We start from the raw sequence: 19,751 nt of genomic DNA, 5'->3' as shown, positions 1-19,751 counted from the left end.
CGGAAAACCGCAGCTTTCAGCGTCATGTGGAACCCCGGCCGCCCAATTCGTCCGATGCGCTGCGCGACGGCGCATCATTTCCCGAACGGCTGTGGTGATGGGTTGGATATAGGAGTTGGAGCGGAGGGTGTCAAAGGGGGGCAGGCCCAAACGGGTTTCCCATGTGGGCCAGGCCCTCTTCCGTTGCTCGGAAGGGAGCCTGGCCGTGGCTCCGCCTATGTTATTGCCGCGCCATCGCCAGCTTGAGCTTGTCCTCCGCGGTTATCAGATGGTCGTGATCGTCGTCGCCGATGTCGATCTGCACCCAATTGATCTTGCCCGTGAACTTGTTGCCCGTGGGGCCATAATCAGGTGAGCAGGGCGATCCGGTGTCGCCGCCGACGTCGCAGGCCTCGTCGGACGAATAGCCCATGGGTTGGGTCTTATCGACGCGCCCTTTGCCTACCGGTTTGCCGTCATAAAAGAGCGTCAAGTCGCCGCCCTTGGCCAGCCCGCCGCCATCATATTTGAACTCGACCCGCACCTGGTGCGCGCCTGCGGGAATGGCTTGGTCGGCTTCGGCGAAATAATGCTCGATGCCGAAGAAGTTGTAGCAATATTTGAGTTTGCCGTCCTTGGCATAGAACGTCCACCCGCCCATGCTGCCGCCCTGGGTGATGATGACGCCTTCGGCTTTCACGCCTTCGGGCATGTCGATGTCCGCCGTCACCGAATAGGATTTGTTCTTCAGCGTGAGCACGCAGCCTTCGGCCACACGCATTCCGGGGAACAGCAATTGCGAATTGCCCTGGATGAGTTGCGGCCGTCCGGCGATGTCGGGGTTGATCCGCTCGAAGCCGCGATCGTCTATCGGCACGCAATTATATTTGGTCGCCTCGATCAGCCACAATCGCTGAAGCTCGGCGAGTTTCTCCGGGTTCTTCGCGGCGATATTGTTCGCCTGCGTCCAGTCGTCGGGGCCGTACAGTTCCCACACATCATCGTCGAGCGGACATGGCTGGTCCGCCTTCCACGGCGTGCGGTGCCTGGTCGCCGCTGTCCAACCGGCGTGATAGAGGCCGCGATTGCCCATGATTTCGAAATACTGGATGCTGTGCGTCTCTTCCGCCTTCGCATCCTCGAAGGTCGGCACCATACTGTATCCCTCTAGCGGCGCCTGGGCGATGCCGTTGACGGACACCGGCTCGGGCAGGCCGCACACATCCAGGATCGTCTTGGCGACGTCGATCACATGATGGAACTGGGTCCGCGTCTCGCCCCGGGCCTTGATGCCGTTCGGCCAGTGAACGACGGTGCCGTTGCGCGTGCCCCCCCAATGCGATGCAACCTGTTTGGTCCATTGGTAAGGCGCGCATAGCGCATGCGCCCAGCCAACGGCATAATGGTTAAAGGCGTTGGGCGTCCCGAAATCGTCGATCTTGCTCAGCAGGAACTCGGTCGTCTCGATTGCTGGCATGCCGTTCAACGTGGTCATTTCGTTGAAGCAGCCGTTGATCGTCCCTTCCGCCGACGCGCCATTGTCGCCGATGATCAGATAGATCAGCGTGTCGTCGAGGACGCCGAGATCCTCCAGTGAATCGAGCAGCCGGCCCACTTCGTGGTCGGTCTGCTCCATGAACCCGGCGTAGATTTCCATCTGGCGCCGAAGCACCGGCTTCAGATCCTCCGGCATGTCGTCCCACGCCGGTATCTCGTCATGCCGCTCGGTCAGCACCGCGTCCTGGGGGATGACGCCCAGCTTCTTCTGCCGCGCGATCGTTTCCTCACGCAGCTTGTCCCAGCCGCCGTCGAACTTGCCCTTATATTTGTCCGACCATTCCTTGGGCACATGGTGCGGCGCGTGCGTCGCGCCGGGCGCGTAATACATGAAGAAGGGCTTGTCCGGCATCAGCGCCTTTTGCTGGCTGACCCACCGGATCGCGCGATCGGCCAGATCCTCGTTCAGCGTATAGCCTTCTTCCGGCGTTTTCGGCGGCTCCACCGCGGTCGTGCCCTCGTAAAGCCCCGGATAATATTGGTTCGCCTCGCCGCCGACGAAGCCATAGAAATATTCAAAGCCCGATCCGGTCGGCCATTGGGTGAACGGTCCAACAGGGCCGATTTCCCAGATCGGCACTTCATGGCATTTACCGATTTGCGCGGTGGAATAGCCGTTATGCTTCATCGTCTCGGCCAGCGCCGCTTTCTCCTTGGGGCGGATGCTGCTGTTGCCGGGCGCCGAGGTCGCCATCTCGGCGATCGCGCCCATGCCGACGGAATGATGGTTGCGCCCGGTCAGCAGCGCCTGCCGCGTCGGCGAGCACAAGGCGGTGGTGTGGAAGCGGGTATATTTGATCCCGCCCTTCGCCAACTTCTCGAAATTGGGCGTGTGGCACGGCCCGCCGAACGCCGATGACGAGCCGAAACCGGCATCGTCGATCAGCACGATCAGAACGTTCGGCGCGCCCTTGGGTGGCCGCAACGGCTTGATCGGGGGATATTTGGTCGCCGGGTCGCGCGCGTCATAGGCGGTGATGCCGACATGCTTGGGATCGGGCATTGGAAGGATATGGCGAGGTAAATCGTCGCGGGTCACGGGCATGTCGAACGCTCCTGCAGCTCTGAAGGCGCGGTCAGGGTAAGCGTCATGCGGAGCGCGGGATATCGGGGTATGCGCCGAGGTCGTGGCGGGATTTTACCGAGATCAGAAATCGCTGGCGCGGATCACGCGCTCGATGTCGTCGGGCTCATAGACCACCTGCCCGTCGAGGATCAGCATCGCCAGCCCATGCACCAGCGACCAGGCGTGGAGCGCCGCCGCGCGCCGGTCCGCTTCGGGGAGGTGCGGGGGCATCAGCGCGGCGATGTCCTCGCGCAGGCCGCGCATTGCGAGGCCGACCTTGTCGGGTTCAGCGTCGAGCAGGCTGACCGGCGGGGCCGAGGCGAAGATCAGGCGGAACAGCGCGGGGTTCTCTACCGCGAAGCGGACATAGGTGGCGCCCGAGGCGCAGAAACCTTCCGGGCCACCGCCCGCTTTTTCGCTCGCCACGCGCTGGAGGCGGCCGAGTTCCTCCATCCCCTCGGCGGCGAGCGCCGAGAGCAGCGCCTGCTTGTCGGGGAAGTGGCGATAGACCGCGGTGGCGCTCACCCCGACACGCCGCGCTACTTCGCGCAACGAGAGGTCGTCGGCTGAGCGTTTCGCAAGCAATTCGAGCCCCGCCGCGATCAAAGCTGCGCGTAGGTCGCCGTGATGATAGCGCTTCGCCAATTCAATGTTGACACTGTTATCTTTGCTTGTCATGTTTCCACTGTAAACATTGTGAGTCGGATGTGAAGACCCGACTCCCTTAATAAGGAGAAGCCAGGTGGCGAGCAGCGTCGAAAAAGCAATCCGGTCGGCGGTGGGCAAGGGGCTCGATATGGTCGCGTCGCACAATCGCGCCCGGCTGCCCGAGCCCGAGGGTGGCAACCCCTATCTGACGGGCATCCACCGCCCGATGACGAGCGAGGAAACGATCGCCGACCTGGCGGTGACCGGCAGCATCCCCGAAGCGCTCGACGGCCGCTATCTGCGCATCGGACCCAATCCCGTGACCGCGCCCAATCCGGCAGATTATCACTGGTTCACCGGCGACGGCATGGCGCATGGTGTGCGGCTGAAGGGCGGCAAGGCGCTGTGGTATCGCAATCGCTGGATCCGCTCGAACGCGGTGAGCGACGCGCTGGGCGAGCCGCGCGCCCCCGGCAAACGCAGCACGCGTTCGGACAATGCCAATACCAACATCATCAGCCATGCCGGTCGGACCTGGGCGATCGTCGAGGCGGGCGGCAATCCCGTCGAGCTTTCCGAAGCGCTCGACACGATCGCGCACAACCCCTTTGACGGCTCGCTCAGCGTGCCCTTTTCGGCGCACCCGCATCTCGATCCCGCAACCGGTGAGTTGCATGCCATTTGCTATGACGCGCCGACGATGGATACCGTGTGGCACGTCGTCGTCGACAAGGCCGGCCGCGTGGTGCGGCAGGAACCGATTGCGGTGCAGCACGGCCCCAGCATCCATGACTGCGCGATCACCGCGAACTATGTGATCGTGCTCGACCTGCCCGTCACCTTCTCGATGAAGTCGCTGCTCGCCGGGCACCGCTTCCCCTATCAATGGAATCCCGAGCATCGCGCGCGCGTCGGGCTTTGCCCGCGGGGCGGCAGCGGCGCCGACACGATCTGGTGCGATGTCGATCCCTGCTATGTCTTCCATCCCGGCAACGCCTTCGAACTGCCCGACGGGCGCGTGGTGTTGGACGTCGTCGCGCATGAAACGATGTTCGCCGAAAGCGTGCAGGGGCCGGACTCGCGCGCATCACGGCTCGAGCGCTGGACGATCGATGAGGTGGCGCGCACGGTCGAGCGGCATGTGCTCCACGAGCACGGCCAGGAGTTCCCGCGCTATGACGAGCGACTGACGGCGCAGCCCTATCGCTGGCTCTACAGCATGGCGTTGCCGTCAGATGGCAAGGGGCTCTCGATCTCCGATACGCGGTTGTTCAAGCACGATCTGGAGACCGGCACCGTCGCGACCCACGACTTCGGCACCGGCCGCCATCCCGGCGAGTTCGTCTTCGTGCCCCGGCCTGGCGAACTTGCGGAGGATGCGGGCTGGCTGATCGGCCTCGTCGTCGACCTGCCAAATGAGACGACCGAGCTGCAAATTCTCAAGGCCGATGATTTCGGCGGAGATCCGCAGGCGGTGATCCACATTCCGCACCGCATCCCCCCGGGCTTTCACGGCAACTGGGTGGCTGCCGCGGGCTAAAGCCTCGAGCGTAAAATCAGAACCGCTCATCCTGAGGAGGGGCTGAGCCTGGCGAAGCATGTCCTGAGCGCCTGCCTTGGCAGGCAGTCGAAGGGACCCGTCTCGAAGGACCAACTCAGTGCGTCCTTCGAGACGCCGTTTCGCCAAGCTCAACGGCTCCTCAGGATGAGCGGCATAATGACGCACATTTTACGCTCGATGCCCTAATCCTGGCGTGCCGGCGCGTCGATCGTGATCCAGGTCGATAGCGCCGCCGCAAGGAGCGTACCCTGTTCGTCGTGGAGCGCGGTGCCCGCTACATGTTTGCGCCCCTCGCTCGTGATCGGCCAGCCGGTGACGATGAGGGGCGTTTCGCGTGTGATGTCGCGATAGAGGTTCGCACCGATCCGGCCGAGAACCGCGAGCCCAGCCTGCTCCTGCACCGCGAAATAGCCGGGGCAGTCGAGTGCCGCCCACACGAACTCGGGCAGCAGTAACCCTGCATCATCGAACAGGTCCGCATCAGGCATCCAGAGCGCGGCGACCTGCTGCGCGGTGTCGTCCAGCCTGCCGGGAAAAATGCGGAGACCGTCCCCGTCGCCGCGCTCGGGGCCGCAGACGAAACAGCCGGGGAAATTGTGCTGGCAGAATCCCGTGAAGCGCGTGCTGGCATGCCCGGCGGCATCATGTGTCGGCGGAGCTGGCACCGTGATGTCGATCGGCGCGGCGACGGCGGTGGCGATCGGCGCTTCGCCGTACAGAAGATTCGCCTCGGCCGTGCCTGCGTCCAGCCACAAGTCTTCGCCGAGCGGAGGAGGGGCCTTCAATGTGACGACACAGCCAGTCGCTCCCAGTGGTCTTGCGACCAGCCCGGCCACATAGCCGCCATTTCCGCTCGTCGGCGGTCCGCGGAAGCGCGGGTCGATGCGCAACAAGGTCGTGCTCATATCCCGCCGGTCGCACGAATGGCGGGCGTGGGCAATGACAAGTCCACGACAAACAGCTCCGATCAGCGCGCTGCCGAAGCGTTTGATCCGGCAGCGGCAGCGGCTGCCGCGCGGTCCCTCGCTGCCCTTCGCGCCCTCCGCTCGGCGACAAGTTTCGCGGCTTCTGCAGGGGCATAGGTCATCGCGGCGGTGCCCGTTGCGTCGGCTTCGACCAGCAGGCCGTCGGGCGCGATGCGGACGCTGCGGATCTGCGCGTCGCCCATGTCGCCCTTGAACACGAAACCCTCGAAAGGCTGGGCCTGGAGCCATTCGTCCGCCTTGCGCAGGCCATCCAAATAGTCATTGGTGAAATCATATCGGATCGCCTGCACCATGCGGTCGCGGATCGCGGTCTTGTTGATCGCCTCGAGCAACCGGTTGAAGATGCGGCTGTCGGTCTGGCCCGCCAGCTTCAGATTGCGGATGCTGACAATCTTGTTGGGAATGTCGACGACAGGCTCGGCGACAAACCAGACCTTGCCCTTGGCCGAGAGCGCGCCTTCCAGCGTCCTGAGCGATACGTCGAGGCCGACAGCCATGCGATCATCCTGCGCGCCATAGATACTGACATCGTGGAAGATCGCGTCGACGGTGCCGCCGTTCTTGAGCTTGAGCGATTTGTAATCTTTGGAGACCAGCACCGCGCGCGCGGCATCCTCCAGCATCGCATATCGGACCATGACGGGGACATGGACGTTGATGCCGCCGGGCGGCAGTGCACCCATCAGATTGGGCAGCGGGGTGACGGGCGGGTTCTCCGGTCGGCCGCCGACAAGCGTCTGGGTGCGTGCGCGTGCGGAAAAGCCGATGACAAGCTTGTCGCCCTCCACCTTGTAGCCCGAAAAGCCGACCTGTTCGGGGGTGAAGCGCACCCAGATCGGCGGATCGGTCTTGGCGCGCACAGAAGTGAAGCCCTTGGCCCAGATCGGCGCGATCTTTTCGCGGAGCTGAAGTCGCGAAAGGTGGCGGGGAAGGCTGTGTTCCAGCTTGGTCAGCAAGGCCCTGATCTGGGGATCGACCTTGGAGGCGAAGGTGATCCGCCGGCCAAGAAAATCGATGCCGACCTTGTTGGTCCAGGCATAGTCGGCCTCGACCCGTGCAGTCGGGTGCCAGTCCGGTGTCAGCCCGAGCCTGACTTTCGCCCTGACCGTGATAGCCCCGTTCGCGGTTTCCTGCTTGATGATCTTTCCGATGTTGCGCGCGCTGACCGTCGTCCTGATCGGAATGGTCAGCAATAGCGATTCACCCGAACCCGACATGTCGATCGGACCGCGCCGGACCGTGCCGACCAGCCGGCACGAGATATCGGGGAGCAGCTTGCTCTTGGTCTTTACGCATGTCTGTTGCGGCTCGTCGATCGTATAGAGCAGCGTTGGAACCTCGTCGTTGATCGCCTTTTCAAGGTCGCGCAGCGGGAAGCCGACGGGCAGCCGGATCGTCGATGCCTTGTCGCTGAAGCTGACCGGGGTTTCCAGACGCGGTGGCGCAGGATTGGACGCCTGCTCGCTGCACCCGGCAACCGCGAGGCCGGCAATGCCGATGAAAAGCTGTGCAGTGCTCCAGTGTCTCACCGGCCCTCCTTCGAGGCGTTACGGCGTCGAGCTAACACGTCGCCGCGGATCCTGGCAAAGGCAAAAGAAAAGGGCGACCCCTTGCGGAGCCGCCCCTTCCTTTGCTCTGGATCCCCGCCTGCGCGGGGATGATTTCCGCCCCGAAGGGCGAAAATCACTTGAGCTCGACGACCGCGCCGGCTTCCTCGAGCTGCTTCTTCACCTTCTCGGCTTCGTCCTTGTTGACGCCTTCCTTGACGGCCTTGGGAGCCGACTCGACGAGCGTCTTGGCTTCGGTCAGGCCGAGACCGGTGATGGCGCGGACTTCCTTGATGACGTTGATCTTCTTGCCACCGTCGTTGACGAGGACGACGTCGAACTCGGTCTTCTCTTCAGCGGCGGGCGCGCCAGCGCCGGCGCCGGCGGGAGCGGCAACCGCAACCGCAGCAGCGGCCGAAACGCCCCACTTCTCTTCGAGGAGCTTCGAGAGCTCAGCGGCCTCGAGAACGGTGAGCGCCGAAAGGTCTTCAACGATTTTGTTAAGGTCTGCCATGTGTAAATCTCCATTCGGGGCATGCGCCCCATAAAGTCAGGTTGATAATCAGGCGGCGTCCTTGGCCGCGTAAGCACCGAAGACGCGGGCGAGCTGGCCAGCCGGCGCCTGCGTGACGGCAGCGAGCTTCTGCGCGGGAGCCTGAATGAGGCCCACGAGCTTGGCGCGCAGTTCGTCGAGCGACGGCAGCGCAGCGAGCGCCTTCACCCCTTCCGCATCGAGGAGCGTTTCGCCCATCGCGCCGCCCACGATTTCCAACTTGTCGTTGGTCTTCGCGAATTCCACGGCTGCCTTGGCGGCGGCCACGGGGTCGGTCGATGTTGCGAGCGCCGTCGGCCCCGTCAGCAGGTCGCTGATGGGAGCGTAGGCGGTGCCCTCGAGTGCGATCTTGGCAATCCGGTTCTTCGCTACCTTGTAGCTGGCACCGACTTCGCGCATCTTGCCCCTCAGCGCCGTCGACTGGGCGACGGTGAGGCCGAGATTGCGGGTGATAACCACCACGCTGGTCTCGGAGAAGGTGCGGTTCAGTTCGGCGACCAGCTCAGACTTCTGAGCACGATCCATGCCATTCTCCACTTAGAGCGTGCCGAGGCACGCTCAACTTCGATTGCGCGTTTTCCGAGCCGCGAGGCTTGCGCCTCGCTGGAAAACGCTATTCCGGCTCCGCGACCATCGCGAAACCGGCAAACCCGCGGCCCGAACGCGCGCAAGAAACGCACGCGCGAAACGCGGGGCACTTAAGTCCGAGGGGAATGGGCCACCTGCCTGATCGGCAGACCCAAAAGGCAAATGCGCAGGTGCGCGGCCTTCGGGTTCTAAAACTCTTTCCCCGTCTAGGCTGGAAATTAAGAGGACCGAAATGCCCTCACCAACTGTCTCGGACGGCGACCGGACGGCAAGGCCAGCCGGTCAGGGGAGGGCGCATAGCAGATTCAGGGGCGGGGTCAAGCGATCGGCGCTTTTTACGACGACCGCGCCACCCCGCCCGGCGCCTTTCGGCGAGTGGAGCCGGTGGTGCGCGCCTAGTTGCGTTTGAATTTGTCGCCGCCGAGCTCCAGCGTGGCGATCTTTCCATCGGGGGCGAAAGTGAAGCCCACCGGGGTCTGACCGATAATGCTCGTCTGGCCCAGGCTCTTCCACCGCGCCTTGAACATGTCGTTGCGGTCATGGTCGAGCACCGCCGACGCCTCCGGACGCGCGAGTGCCAGCTTGCCGTCGGCCAGCGTGATAGTGACGTCGCCGAGCAGGTCGCTCGAATAGGTGCCGGTATAGCGGTCGAGCGGCAGCCTTGTGGGTGCCACCGTCGCCGGGGTCGGGGTCGCCGCCGCCTTTTCGCGCTTGATCCGGGCCGCGTCGTCGCTCGCCTTCTTCAGGATGGCGCTGTGATCGGTCACGGGGCCGCCAAGAAAGGCGTCCAGCACCCGCAGCTCGACGGCGGCGGTCAGCACGGATGGCATGCTGTTGGTCAGCACGACCACGCCCAGCTTCTTTTCGGGAATCATCGCGACGATGCTCTGCATCCCGTCGATCCCGCCGGAATGCTGGACGACCTTCTGCCCGCGATATTCCTGCACGCCCCAGCCCAGGCCGTATTCGCTGAACTTGAAGGTCGTGCCGGAGCCGCCGCGCGGGACGATCTGGCCGGTATGCATCTCTGCCAGGGTCGCGGCGGCGATCAGCGGCTTGCCCTCGAACGTGCCGCCGCCCAGTTGCAGGCGCACCCACTGCGCCATGTCGCGCGCGCTGGAATTGATCACGCCGGCGCCGCCGACATTGTCGATCATGCGATAATCGATCGGCACCATCTTTCCCTCGACCAGCGCGTGCGGGGTCGCGACATTGGTCAGCCCCTTGAGGTCGGTGATGCTGGTATTGGTGCGGCGCATGCCGAGCGGTTCGAAGATGCGGCTGGCGATGAACCGGTCATAGCTGGTGCCGGCAACCGCGGAGACCACCTCGCCCGCGACAATGAACATCTCGTTCTGATACTGGAACTGGTTGCGGAAGCCGAGCGACTCGGTCTGGAAGCGCAGCCGCCGGATGATTTCCTTGCGATCGAACCCCGACCCATACCAGAGTCCGCCATTGGTGACGACGCCGGTGCGGTGCGACAGCAGGTCGCGCACCGTCGCGTGGCGGGTGACATAGGGATCGTGAAGCTCGAACGACGGCATGTAGCCGTGTACTGCGCCGTCCCAGCCGATCTTCTTTTCATCGACCAGCATGCCGAGCGCCGCCGCCGTGAATGCCTTGGTCGCGGATCCGATCGCGAAGACCGTATCGGCGTCGACCTTGCCCGGCTTGCCTTCCTCGCGGACGCCAAAGCCCTTGGAATAGACGACCTTGTCATCCTTGACGATGACGACGGAGAGGCCCGGCATCTGCCACGTCTGCCGGGCGCTCTCGATATAGGCGTCGAGCCCTTCGAGCGCGGCCGCGGTCGCGGGCGACGCTGTGGGCGCCCGGGTGGGTGCCTCGGCGGCGGCCTGGGCGAAGGCCGGGCTGGCGAGCAGGGCCAATGCCGTGGCGGACAGGATGACATGCTTCATTCGCGCGATCGAGATCATGATTTGGCCCCCGTTTCTGGCGCAGACCATCGGCCAAGTCATGCGAGCTTGCAACCCATTAAGGACAAATTTGTCCTGATCAGGCAATTTTCTCCGTCGTTGTTCAGGTTCGAGTTCCAGAGCGCGTCAACCATCGCCGCGTCCGTTTCTCGCCCGCCAATGGCAGGTTCCGGTAGTCGGCCGTGAGCGTCAGACGCTTCGATCGGGCGCAAAAAAAGGCCGGAGCTTCCGCCCCGGCCTTCCTTGTCTCTAACCGCATCAAAGCATCGCTTTGATGCGAGCGTCCTCAGGCCGCCGCGATTTCCGCGGTGTCGACCTTGACGCCCGGGCCCATCGTCGAGCTCACGGCGATCTTCTTCAGATACTTGCCCTTGGCGCCCGACGGCTTGGCCTTGACGATCGCGTCAACCAGCGCGTCGAAGTTCGCGCGCAGGTCTTCGGCGGGGAACGAGGCCTTGCCGATGCCGGAGTGGATGATGCCGGCCTTTTCGACACGGTATTCCACCTGGCCGCCCTTGGCCGCCTTGACGGCTTCAGCGACGTTGGGGGTCACGGTGCCGAGCTTCGGGTTGGGCATCAGGCCCTTGGGGCCCAGCACCTTGCCGAGGCGGCCGACGAGGCCCATCATGTCCGGGGTCGCGATGCAGCGATCGAAATCCATCTTGCCGCCCTGCACGATCTCGAGCAGGTCTTCTGCGCCGACGATGTCTGCACCCGCAGCCTTAGCTTCCTCGGCCTTGTCGCCCTTGGCGAACACGGCGACGCGGACGTCCTTGCCGGTGCCCTTGGGCAGCGTGACGACGCCGCGGACCATCTGGTCAGCGTGACGCGGATCGACGCCCAGGTTGAGTGCGATTTCGATCGTCTCGTCGAACTTCGATGTCGCGTTGGCCTTCACCAGTGCGATCGCCTCGTCGACGCCGTGCAGCTTCTCGCGGTCGATGGTGGTGGCGAGGGTCTTCGCCTTCTTGCTCAGCTTTGCCATTGGATCAGCCCTCCACCACTTCGAGGCCCATCGCGCGGGCGCTGCCTTCGATGATCTTCGTCGCCGCTTCGATGTCGTTGGCGTTGAGATCGGCCATCTTGGTCTCAGCGATCTGTGCAAGCTGCGAGCGCTTGATCGTGCCGGCCGAGGTCTTGCCCGGCTCCTTCGAGCCCGACTTGATGCCAACGGCCTTCTTGATGAGGAAGGTCGCGGGCGGCGTCTTCGTCACGAACGAGAAGCTGCGATCCGCATAGACGGTGATGATCGTCGGGATCGGCATCGCCTTTTCAAGGTCGCCGGTCGCCGCGTTGAACGCCTTGCAGAATTCCATGATGTTCACGCCGCGCTGACCCAGTGCAGGGCCGATCGGCGGGGAGGGATTTGCGGCGCCCGCGGGCACCTGGAGCTTGATATAGCCCGTTATCTTCTTTGCCATGTTTCACTCTCTTTCAAGTTTAGCGGTTCATGCGGCCTAAAGGCCTCCCGCAATTTTGTGCCCCGGCCGAAGCCGGGGCACTCTGATCCCGGCCGTCGCCGGGACCAAATCCTTATTTCGCGCGCTCGACCTGCTCGAAGTCGAGCTCGACGGGCGTTGCGCGGCCGAAGATCGAGACCGCGACCTTGACCTTGTTCTTCTCGAAGTCGAGCTCCTCGACCAGCCCGTTGAAGCTGGCGAAGGGACCGTCGAGAACCTTGACCTGATCGCCGATCTCGTAATCGACCTTGATCTGATGCTTGGGCGCAGCGGCGGCTTCCTCCTTGGTGTTGAGGATGCGCGCGGCCTCGGCCTCGCTGATCGGCTGCGGCTTGCCGCTCGAACCGAGGAAGCCCGTCACCTTCGGCGTGTTCTTCACCAGGTGATAGACGTCGTCGTTCATCTCGAGCTTGGCGAGGACGTAGCCGGGGAAAAATTTCCGCTCCGACTGGACCTTCTTGCCGCGGCGGACCTCGGTCACCGTTTCGACAGGAACCTCGACCGATTCGACGAGCTGTTCGAGGCCCATGCGCGCGGCTTCCGCCATGATCGCGTCACGAACCTTGTTCTCGAAGCCCGAATAGGCGTGAATGATGTACCAGCGCGACATGTAAGTCCCTAAACCGTGATCAGCCGACGAAGCTGAGCAGAAGCTTCACGATGCGGCTGAACGCCGTATCGACCCCGAAGAAGAACAGCGCGAGGATCGTCGTCATGATGAGCACCATGACGGCGGTCATCATCGTTTCCTTGCTCGACGGCCAGACCACCTTTGCGGTCTCGGCACGCACCTGCCGGATGAACTCGCCCGGATTGACCTTTGCCACGTCTGTTCCGCCTTCAAAAATCATCAAACAACGAAAACGAGGCCCGCAGGCGTCCTTCCGGTCCTATCGACCGGAGCCGCCCAAAGACCTCGATTTCGTATCCCGCCCCCATAAACCGCGCTGCCTTTCAAAGCAAGCATGGCAGGGGCAGAGGGACTCGAACCCACGACCCTCGGTTTTGGAGACCGATGCTCTACCAACTGAGCTATACCCCTAAAGGCGGGAAGAGCGCGGCTATTAGCCCCGGTGGGAGCCGAGCGCAAGGGCGCTGTTGGCCTGAACTTCGGACAAAATTTCGGACACTCGCAGGACGCGGCAATATTCGCCTTCGAGATTGGCGAGGCTGAGCGCATGGACGTCTTCTGCGCTCCATATGCGCCCCGCAAGATCGCGTCTGGCAAAGGTAAAGCACGCATCCTCGGCAAGCAGCGTGTCGAAGCCCATATTGCCCGCCATGCGCACCGTCGCCTCGACCGAGTTGTTGGTGATGACGCCCGCCACCACCAGTCGCGTGATGCCCGCGCGGCGCAGCGCATTTTCGAGCCCTGTGCCGATGAAGGCGCTGTTGACGTGCTTGGGGATCACCGTCTCGTGCGCAAGCGGGATCGCCTCGGCGCGAAAGGCGTGCCCGGGCTGGCCGGGGCGATATGCCGAATCGGGCTCTGTCGAATCGTGGCGAACATGGATGACCGGCCAGTGACTGGCGCGCCAGTTTGCGAGCAGCTCTGCGACGCGCGCCTCGGCTTGCGGGTTATTGCGTGGCCCGGTCTCCGCCCAGCGCGGATCGTCGATCGCGCATTGCAGGTCGATGAGCAGAAGGGCGGTTTCACCGGTCACCGCGGCACCATAGCGCACGCCGCACCGTCGTGCGAGAATCAGGCGGCCGCGCGGCTGCGGCTGGCCTTGGCGAGCAGTTGGCGGGCTTCCTCGGCGGGCATGGGCTTGCCGAACAGATAGCCTTGGACCTTGCGGCAACCGAGCTGACGGATCATCTCGAATTCTTCCTCGGTCTCAGCGCCCTCGGCGGTCGTCGACATGCCGAGGCTGTCGGCCATCGCAACCACCGCGCGAATGATCGCGAGGCTTTCCGCGCTGTTCTTCGCGGCGCCCTGGACGAAGCTGCGGTCGATCTTGATCGTCGAGAACTGCGTCTTCCTGAGATAGCCGAGCGACGAATAGCCCGTGCCGAAATCGTCGAGCGCCAGCCGGACGCCGAGGCCCAGGATCTGGTCGAGCACGTTGATCGCGCCGGTCCCCTCGCGCAGGAAGATGCTTTCGGTGACTTCGAGCTCAAGCCGGTGGGGCGGCAGGCCACTGTGCGACAATGCCGAGATCACCGAGGTGACGAAATTGGGATCGTTGAGTTGCTCGGGCGAAACGTTGACCGCGACCCGCACCGTCGACGGCCAGTTGGCGGCTTCGGCGCAGGCCGCGCGCAGCACCCATTCGCCGATCGGGGCGATCAGGCGCGCATCCTCGGCAACGGGCACGAACTTGTAGGGCGGGATCGAGCCCAGTGTCGGATGCGTCCAGCGCAGCAGTGTCTCGAATGCCTCGATCGTCGTATCCTTGGCCGACACTACGGGCTGGAAGACGAGGTGGAGCTCGCCCTTTTCGAGCGCGCTTCTGAGCGCGATCTCGAGCGTCCGGCGTTCCTCGGCATCGGCATGGAATTGCGGTTCGTAACGATGGTGCGCACCGCCGCCCGCATCCTTGGAGCGATAGAGCGCAAGGTCCGCGCTGCGGATCAGCATCTCGGCGGTGCGCCCGTCCTTGGGACCGACCGCGGTGCCGACGCTTGCGCCGATGTAGAGCGTGTGCTGGTCGACCTCATAGGGGCGCGAGAGCGTTTCGATGATGTTGCGCGCCAACGCCTCGAGCCGGCTCGGATCGCTTGCGTCGCGCACCACGACCGCGAATTCGTCGCCGCCGAGCCGTCCGCAGAGCTCGTTGTCGCTCATCAGCGAGCGCAGTCGTTCTGCGACATGACTGAGCAGGCGGTCGCCCACGGGGTGTCCGAGCGTATCGTTGACGGCTTTGAAGCGGTCGAGATCGATCATCATGAAAGCGCAGCGGCTGCGCCATTGCTCGGCGTCCTGCATCGCGCGCGCGACCGTCTCATTGATCAGCATGCGGTTGGGTAGGCCGGTCAGCGTATCGTAGCGCGCCAGCCGGTTGATCTTGTCCGCCGAATCGCGCTGCTGGGTAACGTCGGATCCTACGCCGCGAAAGCCGAGGAAGGTGCCGCGATCGTCGAGGCGCGGCGATGCGGAAAGCTCCCACCAGCGCGTTTCTCCGTCGATCTTGACGGGCAGGATGAGGTCGGAAAAACTCTCGCGCCGTTTAAGCTTTTCGGCGAGTTCACGCAGCCCGGAAGCGAAATTCCCTGCTTCCCAACTGTCGCCGGCAAGTACCTGGAGGAAGGGTTTGCCTTCGAGCTCGGTAAGATCGAGGCCAAGTGCGGTGGCGAAACGCGGCGAAACATGCGTCAGGCAGCGCCCGGCATCGATTTGCCACAGCCAGTCGGCGCCGCTGTCCTCGAACTCGCGCAGCAACAGGCTGACGACTTCCTTCTTCTCGGCGAGCTGAAGCTCGGCGACGCGGCTGTTTGCAAATTGCCGGCCGTTCAGCGAGGCGGTGACCAGCAGCATCAGCGTGTTGAGCCCCGCGGCGACCGCCAGCACGGGAAGGTCGATCCGCCACATCCATGTGCCGAGCGCACCGCCTACGATCAGCAGAAAACTGACGGTTGCGAGCGGGATGGAGGTGAGCACGAAGGCCGCGCCCGCCATCAGCGCGGTGAGAACCGCCCAAAGTGCGAGCGTTTGCTCGAGCGCACCGGCGGTGGAGAACAGCAGCGCCGGAAAGCCCCAGAGCACGCCGGTCAGTGCGGCTGCAGCGGTTTCCTTGTGAAGTTCCGCGCGGGTTGCCGAACGATCGTTCCAACCGCGCAAACGCCATTTGCCGACCGCGGTGTGGGTCGCGAGCAGCAGCGTCGATATGCCCCAGCCGTATAGCAGCAGCAGGTCGGTGTGATTGCGCAGGACAAGCGTCAACAGCACCACGCCGACGACATTGGCAAGAAAACGGACGCCCGTAGATCCATGGAGCGCCGCGATCTGCGAGGCGCGGATCGCCCCCCCGTCGAGTCCCGCCGAATCGCGAAGACCGAGAATGGCTCCCCAGCTTAACCGCGGCGCGGCGTCGTCATTGTCATACTTCTGGTCCACGCCTCCGCGATTAACCGCAAGTGGTTAGCGATCGGTTAGGAGAGCGAAAGTTTCTGTACGAAAATCTAAAGAATCTGCACGAGCGCGAGCATGGCAACGCGCCGTTCCCGCAAATGCGGAGAACGGCACGTGCGGCGTTCAGGCGGCGAGATCGAAGGGCTGGATCTCGCCCGAGAGATAGAGGTTGCGCGCCTTGGCGCGGCTCAACTTGCCCGAGCTGGTGCGCGGCAGCGTGCGCGGCGGCACGAGTTCGACCACGCAGTGCATGCCCGTGATCGAACGCACCTTGTCGCGAATCTCGTCACGCAGCCGCAGCCGCTCTGCATTGTCCGACACCCGGCAATGGACGAGCACCGCGGGAGTTTCCTCGCCGCCCTGCGTGGTGATCGCAAAGGCCGCGATGTCGCCTTGTTTGAATCCGGGCAACTGCTCAACCGCCCATTCGATATCCTGTGGCCAATGGTTCTTGCCATTGATGATGATCATATCCTTGGCGCGGCCGACGATGTAGATGTAACCGTCTGATATGTAACCCATATCTCCGGTGTCGAGCCAGCCATCCTTCAGGCAGGCGTCGGTCGCGTCCTGGTCACGGAAATAGCCGACCATGACCGACGGGCCCTTGCACCAGACCTTGCCGATCTCCCTTTCGGGAAGCGGTGCGCCGTCCTCGTCGCGGATCTCGATCGCCATATCGCGGCAGGGTTTGCCGCAATTGACGATCGCGCGGTAGCGCTGCGGCCGATCTTCATTGCCTTCGCTGCCCGAAAGCTGGGTTTCCTCGACCAGCTCGACGACGATGCCTTCGCCCGGGGGCATGATCGATACCGCCAGCGTCGCCTCGGCCAGGCCATAGCTGGGCAGGAAGGCGCTCGCTTTGAAGCCCGCCTCGGCAAAGGCGTCGACGAAGCTCTGCATCACGTCGGGGCGGATCATGTCCGCGCCATTGCCCGCAAGCCGCCAGCGCGAGAGGTCGAAGCGCTCAGACGCGCGCGTCTGGCTCGACATGCGGCGCGCGCAGATGTCGTAGCCAAAGGTCGGCGAATAGCTGATCGAGGTGCCCGAATTGCGGCTGATCATGTCGAGCCAGGCGAGCGGACGCCGCGCGAAATCCTCGGTCTTCAGGTAGTCGGCCGAAACCTGATTGGCGATCGGCGAGAGGAGGCAGCCGACCAGCCCCATGTCATGGTACCAGGGCAGCCACGAAATGCAGCGGTCGCTGTCCTGCACTTCCATGCCATGCGAGTGCGCGGCGAGATTGTTCAGCAGCGCATGATGCGTGATGACGACGCCGTGCGGGAAGCGCGTCGATCCGCTTGAATATTGCAGATAAGCAATATCCTCGGGCCCTGCCTTGGGTAGAGCGACGGCGTCGGCGGGACGCTTGGTAAAGCTTTCCCAGTCCAGGCCCTCGACGTTCGACTGGCGCGCGGCTTCGCCCGCCATCGCCTCGAGCTCCTGCGGGAAGAACAGGATGCCGGGATCGGAACTGGCGAGCTGCACCTTCAACTGGTCGATATAGCTGTCCTTGCCGCCGAACGAGGTGGGCAGCGGCAGCGGCACCGGCCAGGCGCCCGCATAGATCGCACCGAAGAACAGCGCCGCGAACTCCGCGCCCGTCTCCGCGACCAACGCGATCCGGTCGCCCGGCTTCACGCCGTGCGCGATCAGGCGATAGGCATTGTCGAGCGCGTCGAGGCGCAACTCGGAAAACGGATAGGGCCGCGCCAGATTGCCGCGGGCATCGTGGAAGTTGAGCCCGCGCTGCCCGCGAGCGGCATAGTCGAGCGCTTCGCCCAGCGTCTCGAAATCGGAGAAGCGCCGCGGAAGTCTGTCCTCCGTCGGCGTGGCGTTCAGAATGTGCATATCGGCGACCTTCATGCCGGGCGCGGTGTCCCTTGCCAGATCGAGCATCGTGCCTGCGTCCCTTTTTGCCAGCTTTGCAGGGGCTTGATCCCAAAATGCCTGCCGGCGCGAATTGTTACAGTTTCGCTGTTTAGCGGTAAAGGCGCGTTCAAATTCCGGCCCGACTGTGGCACAAACGTGGCGGTGAGCACGAACCCCCGAAAATCCCCGCGTCCGCCGCTCGATTCCGCGGCTTTGGAACGTCTCGCGCTCCATTATGTCGAGCGATATGCGACGACGCGTGCAAAGCTGCGTGCGTATCTCGAACGTAAGCTGCGCGAGCGTGGCTGGGACGGGGAGGGCAGCCCGCCCCACGAGGCCCTTGTCGCCCGCTTTGCGGAGCGCGGCTATGTCAACGACCGGCTGTTCGCGGAGTCTCGCGCGGAAGCGCTCGCGCGCCGTGGCTATGGCGCGCGCCGAGTCGATTCGGCGCTGCGAATCGCGGGAATCGAGGACGCCGACGCCGCTGTGGCCCGCGCAGAGGCGCACGAAAGGGGGTGGGATGCCGCGCTCACCTATGCGCGGCGCAAGAAAATCGGTCCGTTTGCTCTCGAACCATCAGAGGAAAACCGGCGACAAAAGCAGCTTGCCGCGATGTTGCGTGCCGGCCATCCATTTGAATTTGCGAAGCTATTGGTAGCGGCATTACCCGGCGAATGCCCCGCCGACCCGAATTGATACACGCTTTATCGCTCGGTTTCGGATTCGAATCGACTGTGCTAAATTCGTTCAGGGCGCATAAATAAGGAGGGGACCGCTCGCGTGCATGAGTCTGGTCGCTTGGATGCTTTGAATCGCGACACTGATCTCCCTGAGACGGGGACCGAGTGCGCAGCCGTGATCGAAGCCGATCCCGAAATTCTGGAGCGTCACGAAGGCGCCATGAAATGGTTCGACGCCACGCGTGGCTTCGGCTTCATGGTCTCGGATGACGGCGCCGGCGACATCCTCGTTCATTTCTCGGTGCTGCGCGAGCATGATCGGCGCAGCCTGCCCGAAGGGACGCGGCTTGTCTGCATGGCGGCGCGACGCAATCGCGGGCTTCAGGCGCGCCAGGTCGTTTCGTTCGACCTGTCGACCGCCATCGGTCCCGATCTCGACAAACAGGCAGGCGATCGCGCGAATCGCATCGATCCCGTCGCGCTGCTCGAAAACGCGGGACCGCTCGAGCCGGTAACCGTCAAATGGTTCAACCGCGTGAAGGGCTATGGTTTTCTGGTGCGCGGCTCGGACGACAGCGATATATTCGTGCATATGGAAACGCTGCGTCGCGCGGGCCTTGCCGATATCGAACCCGGCCAGGCGCTTCAGGCGCGGTGTGTGGCGGGCAATAAGGGTTTGCTCGCCGTCTGTGTCGAAAGGCCCGAGTAACCACATGAAATCGAAAGACCTGCTGGCCGCGCTGGGCGCGGCGATGCTCGTTGCCGGCTGCGGGACCGCATCCAATGCGGTGGCCACCGCCAAGACCGAGGAACAGGCGCTGCTGCCGCTGCGCGTCAAGACCGCGAAGGGCATGGTCAATTTCCGCGTCGAGGTAGCACGGACCGAGGAGGAGCAGGCGCGGGGTTTGATGTATCGTACTTCGCTGCCCGCAGATGGCGGGATGATCTTTCCCTTCTCACCGCCGCGTCCCGCAAGCTTCTGGATGAAGAACACGCTGATCCCGCTCGACATGATCTTCATCCGCCCGGACGGCAGCATCGCGCGTATCGCCGAAGAGACGGTGCCGCAGTCGCTTGAGCCCGTGCAATCGGGTGAACCCGTGGCCGCGGTCTTCGAAATCGCGGGCGGGCGCGCGGCTGCGCTGGGCATCGCCGAGGGCGATCATGTCAGTTGGGAAGGTGGCCCGGCGCTGCCGCAATAGTCGTGTCAACCATCCGAATAGAGCCTGATTCACGCTCTCA

18 protein-coding genes and 1 tRNA gene are annotated in these 19,751 nt (G+C 63.8%); 4 read left to right on the top strand and 15 right to left on the bottom strand.

All coding sequences use genetic code 11. From position 1 onward, the window contains the following. Positions 1-220: 220 nt before the first annotated feature. Entirely contained in the window at positions 221-2,581 is a 2,361-nt protein-coding gene (locus tag D3876_RS17215) for an arylsulfatase (protein ID WP_119764594.1), read from the bottom strand. A 102-nt stretch (positions 2,582-2,683) separates the two neighbouring features. Then, the gene (locus D3876_RS17210) at positions 2,684-3,280 is read right to left on the bottom strand and encodes a TetR/AcrR family transcriptional regulator (protein ID WP_119764592.1); all 597 of its coding nucleotides are present in this window, start codon (positions 3,278-3,280) and stop codon (positions 2,684-2,686) included. Positions 3,281-3,344: 64 nt separating this feature from the next. Here D3876_RS17210 and D3876_RS17205 point away from each other — a divergent pair, with 64 nt between their 5' ends. Continuing rightward, positions 3,345-4,790 (top strand): 8'-apo-carotenoid 13,14-cleaving dioxygenase, encoded by a 1,446-nt coding sequence (locus D3876_RS17205; protein ID WP_119764590.1) that lies wholly within the window; start codon positions 3,345-3,347, stop codon positions 4,788-4,790. A gap of 203 nt (positions 4,791-4,993) precedes the next feature. Here the strand turns inward: D3876_RS17205 and D3876_RS17200 are convergent, their stop codons facing one another. From D3876_RS17200 to D3876_RS17140, 13 genes are all read right to left on the bottom strand, one after another. Beyond that, positions 4,994-5,716, bottom strand: a complete 723-nt coding sequence (locus tag D3876_RS17200) for a hypothetical protein (RefSeq protein ID WP_119764588.1) — start codon at positions 5,714-5,716, stop codon at positions 4,994-4,996. Between the two features lie 62 nt (positions 5,717-5,778). Beyond that, complete coding sequence (locus tag D3876_RS17195; protein ID WP_119764586.1) at positions 5,779-7,326, bottom strand: DUF4403 family protein; 1,548 nt, start codon at positions 7,324-7,326, stop codon at positions 5,779-5,781. 154 nt (positions 7,327-7,480) lie between these two features. Beyond that, a complete protein-coding gene (gene rplL, locus D3876_RS17190) occupies positions 7,481-7,858 on the bottom strand; it encodes a 50S ribosomal protein L7/L12 (protein ID WP_119764584.1) in 378 nt (125 codons plus the stop codon). 48 nt (positions 7,859-7,906) lie between these two features. Next, positions 7,907-8,422, bottom strand: coding sequence for a 50S ribosomal protein L10 (gene rplJ / locus D3876_RS17185; RefSeq protein WP_119764582.1), 516 nt, complete (start codon positions 8,420-8,422; stop codon positions 7,907-7,909). A gap of 458 nt (positions 8,423-8,880) precedes the next feature. Continuing rightward, complete coding sequence (locus D3876_RS17180; RefSeq protein WP_119764580.1) at positions 8,881-10,425, bottom strand: serine hydrolase; 1,545 nt, start codon at positions 10,423-10,425, stop codon at positions 8,881-8,883. A gap of 286 nt (positions 10,426-10,711) precedes the next feature. Next, the gene (rplA, locus tag D3876_RS17175; protein WP_119764578.1) at positions 10,712-11,410 is read right to left on the bottom strand and encodes a 50S ribosomal protein L1; all 699 of its coding nucleotides are present in this window, start codon (positions 11,408-11,410) and stop codon (positions 10,712-10,714) included. A gap of 4 nt (positions 11,411-11,414) precedes the next feature. Next, positions 11,415-11,846, bottom strand: a complete 432-nt coding sequence (gene rplK, locus D3876_RS17170; RefSeq protein ID WP_119764576.1) for a 50S ribosomal protein L11 — start codon at positions 11,844-11,846, stop codon at positions 11,415-11,417. Positions 11,847-11,958: 112 nt separating this feature from the next. After that, complete coding sequence (nusG, locus tag D3876_RS17165) at positions 11,959-12,495, bottom strand: transcription termination/antitermination protein NusG (protein ID WP_119764574.1); 537 nt, start codon at positions 12,493-12,495, stop codon at positions 11,959-11,961. Positions 12,496-12,514: 19 nt separating this feature from the next. Continuing rightward, on the bottom strand, positions 12,515-12,712 hold the full coding sequence (secE, locus tag D3876_RS17160; protein ID WP_119765625.1) for a preprotein translocase subunit SecE: 198 nt from the start codon (positions 12,710-12,712) through the stop codon (positions 12,515-12,517). A gap of 139 nt (positions 12,713-12,851) precedes the next feature. Then, positions 12,852-12,927, bottom strand: a tRNA-Trp gene (locus tag D3876_RS17155). A gap of 22 nt (positions 12,928-12,949) precedes the next feature. Continuing rightward, on the bottom strand, positions 12,950-13,549 hold the full coding sequence (locus tag D3876_RS17150; protein WP_119765623.1) for a cysteine hydrolase family protein: 600 nt from the start codon (positions 13,547-13,549) through the stop codon (positions 12,950-12,952). Between the two features lie 38 nt (positions 13,550-13,587). Then, complete coding sequence (locus tag D3876_RS17145) at positions 13,588-15,942, bottom strand: putative bifunctional diguanylate cyclase/phosphodiesterase (protein ID WP_119764572.1); 2,355 nt, start codon at positions 15,940-15,942, stop codon at positions 13,588-13,590. A gap of 138 nt (positions 15,943-16,080) precedes the next feature. Beyond that, positions 16,081-17,808: a fatty acyl-AMP ligase gene (locus tag D3876_RS17140; RefSeq protein WP_119765621.1), complete on the bottom strand. Its 1,728-nt coding sequence runs from the start codon at positions 17,806-17,808 to the stop codon at positions 16,081-16,083. Positions 17,809-17,991: 183 nt separating this feature from the next. Between D3876_RS17140 and D3876_RS17135 the strand changes: the two genes are divergently transcribed. From D3876_RS17135 to D3876_RS17125, 3 genes are all read left to right on the top strand, one after another. Further along, positions 17,992-18,525 (top strand): regulatory protein RecX, encoded by a 534-nt coding sequence (locus D3876_RS17135; RefSeq protein WP_182912089.1) that lies wholly within the window; start codon positions 17,992-17,994, stop codon positions 18,523-18,525. Between the two features lie 159 nt (positions 18,526-18,684). After that, on the top strand, positions 18,685-19,218 hold the full coding sequence (locus tag D3876_RS17130; RefSeq protein ID WP_420801973.1) for a cold-shock protein: 534 nt from the start codon (positions 18,685-18,687) through the stop codon (positions 19,216-19,218). 4 nt (positions 19,219-19,222) lie between these two features. Beyond that, a complete protein-coding gene (locus D3876_RS17125) occupies positions 19,223-19,711 on the top strand; it encodes a DUF192 domain-containing protein (protein WP_119764568.1) in 489 nt (162 codons plus the stop codon). Positions 19,712-19,751 lie beyond the last annotated feature (40 nt).

Origin of the sequence: Sphingomonas cavernae, assembly GCF_003590775.1 — a bacterium.
GTDB classification, from domain to species: domain Bacteria; phylum Pseudomonadota; class Alphaproteobacteria; order Sphingomonadales; family Sphingomonadaceae; genus Sphingobium_A; species Sphingobium_A cavernae.
Note: the sequence above shows the minus strand (reverse complement) of the source record. Positions and strands in the feature narration are given on the sequence as shown.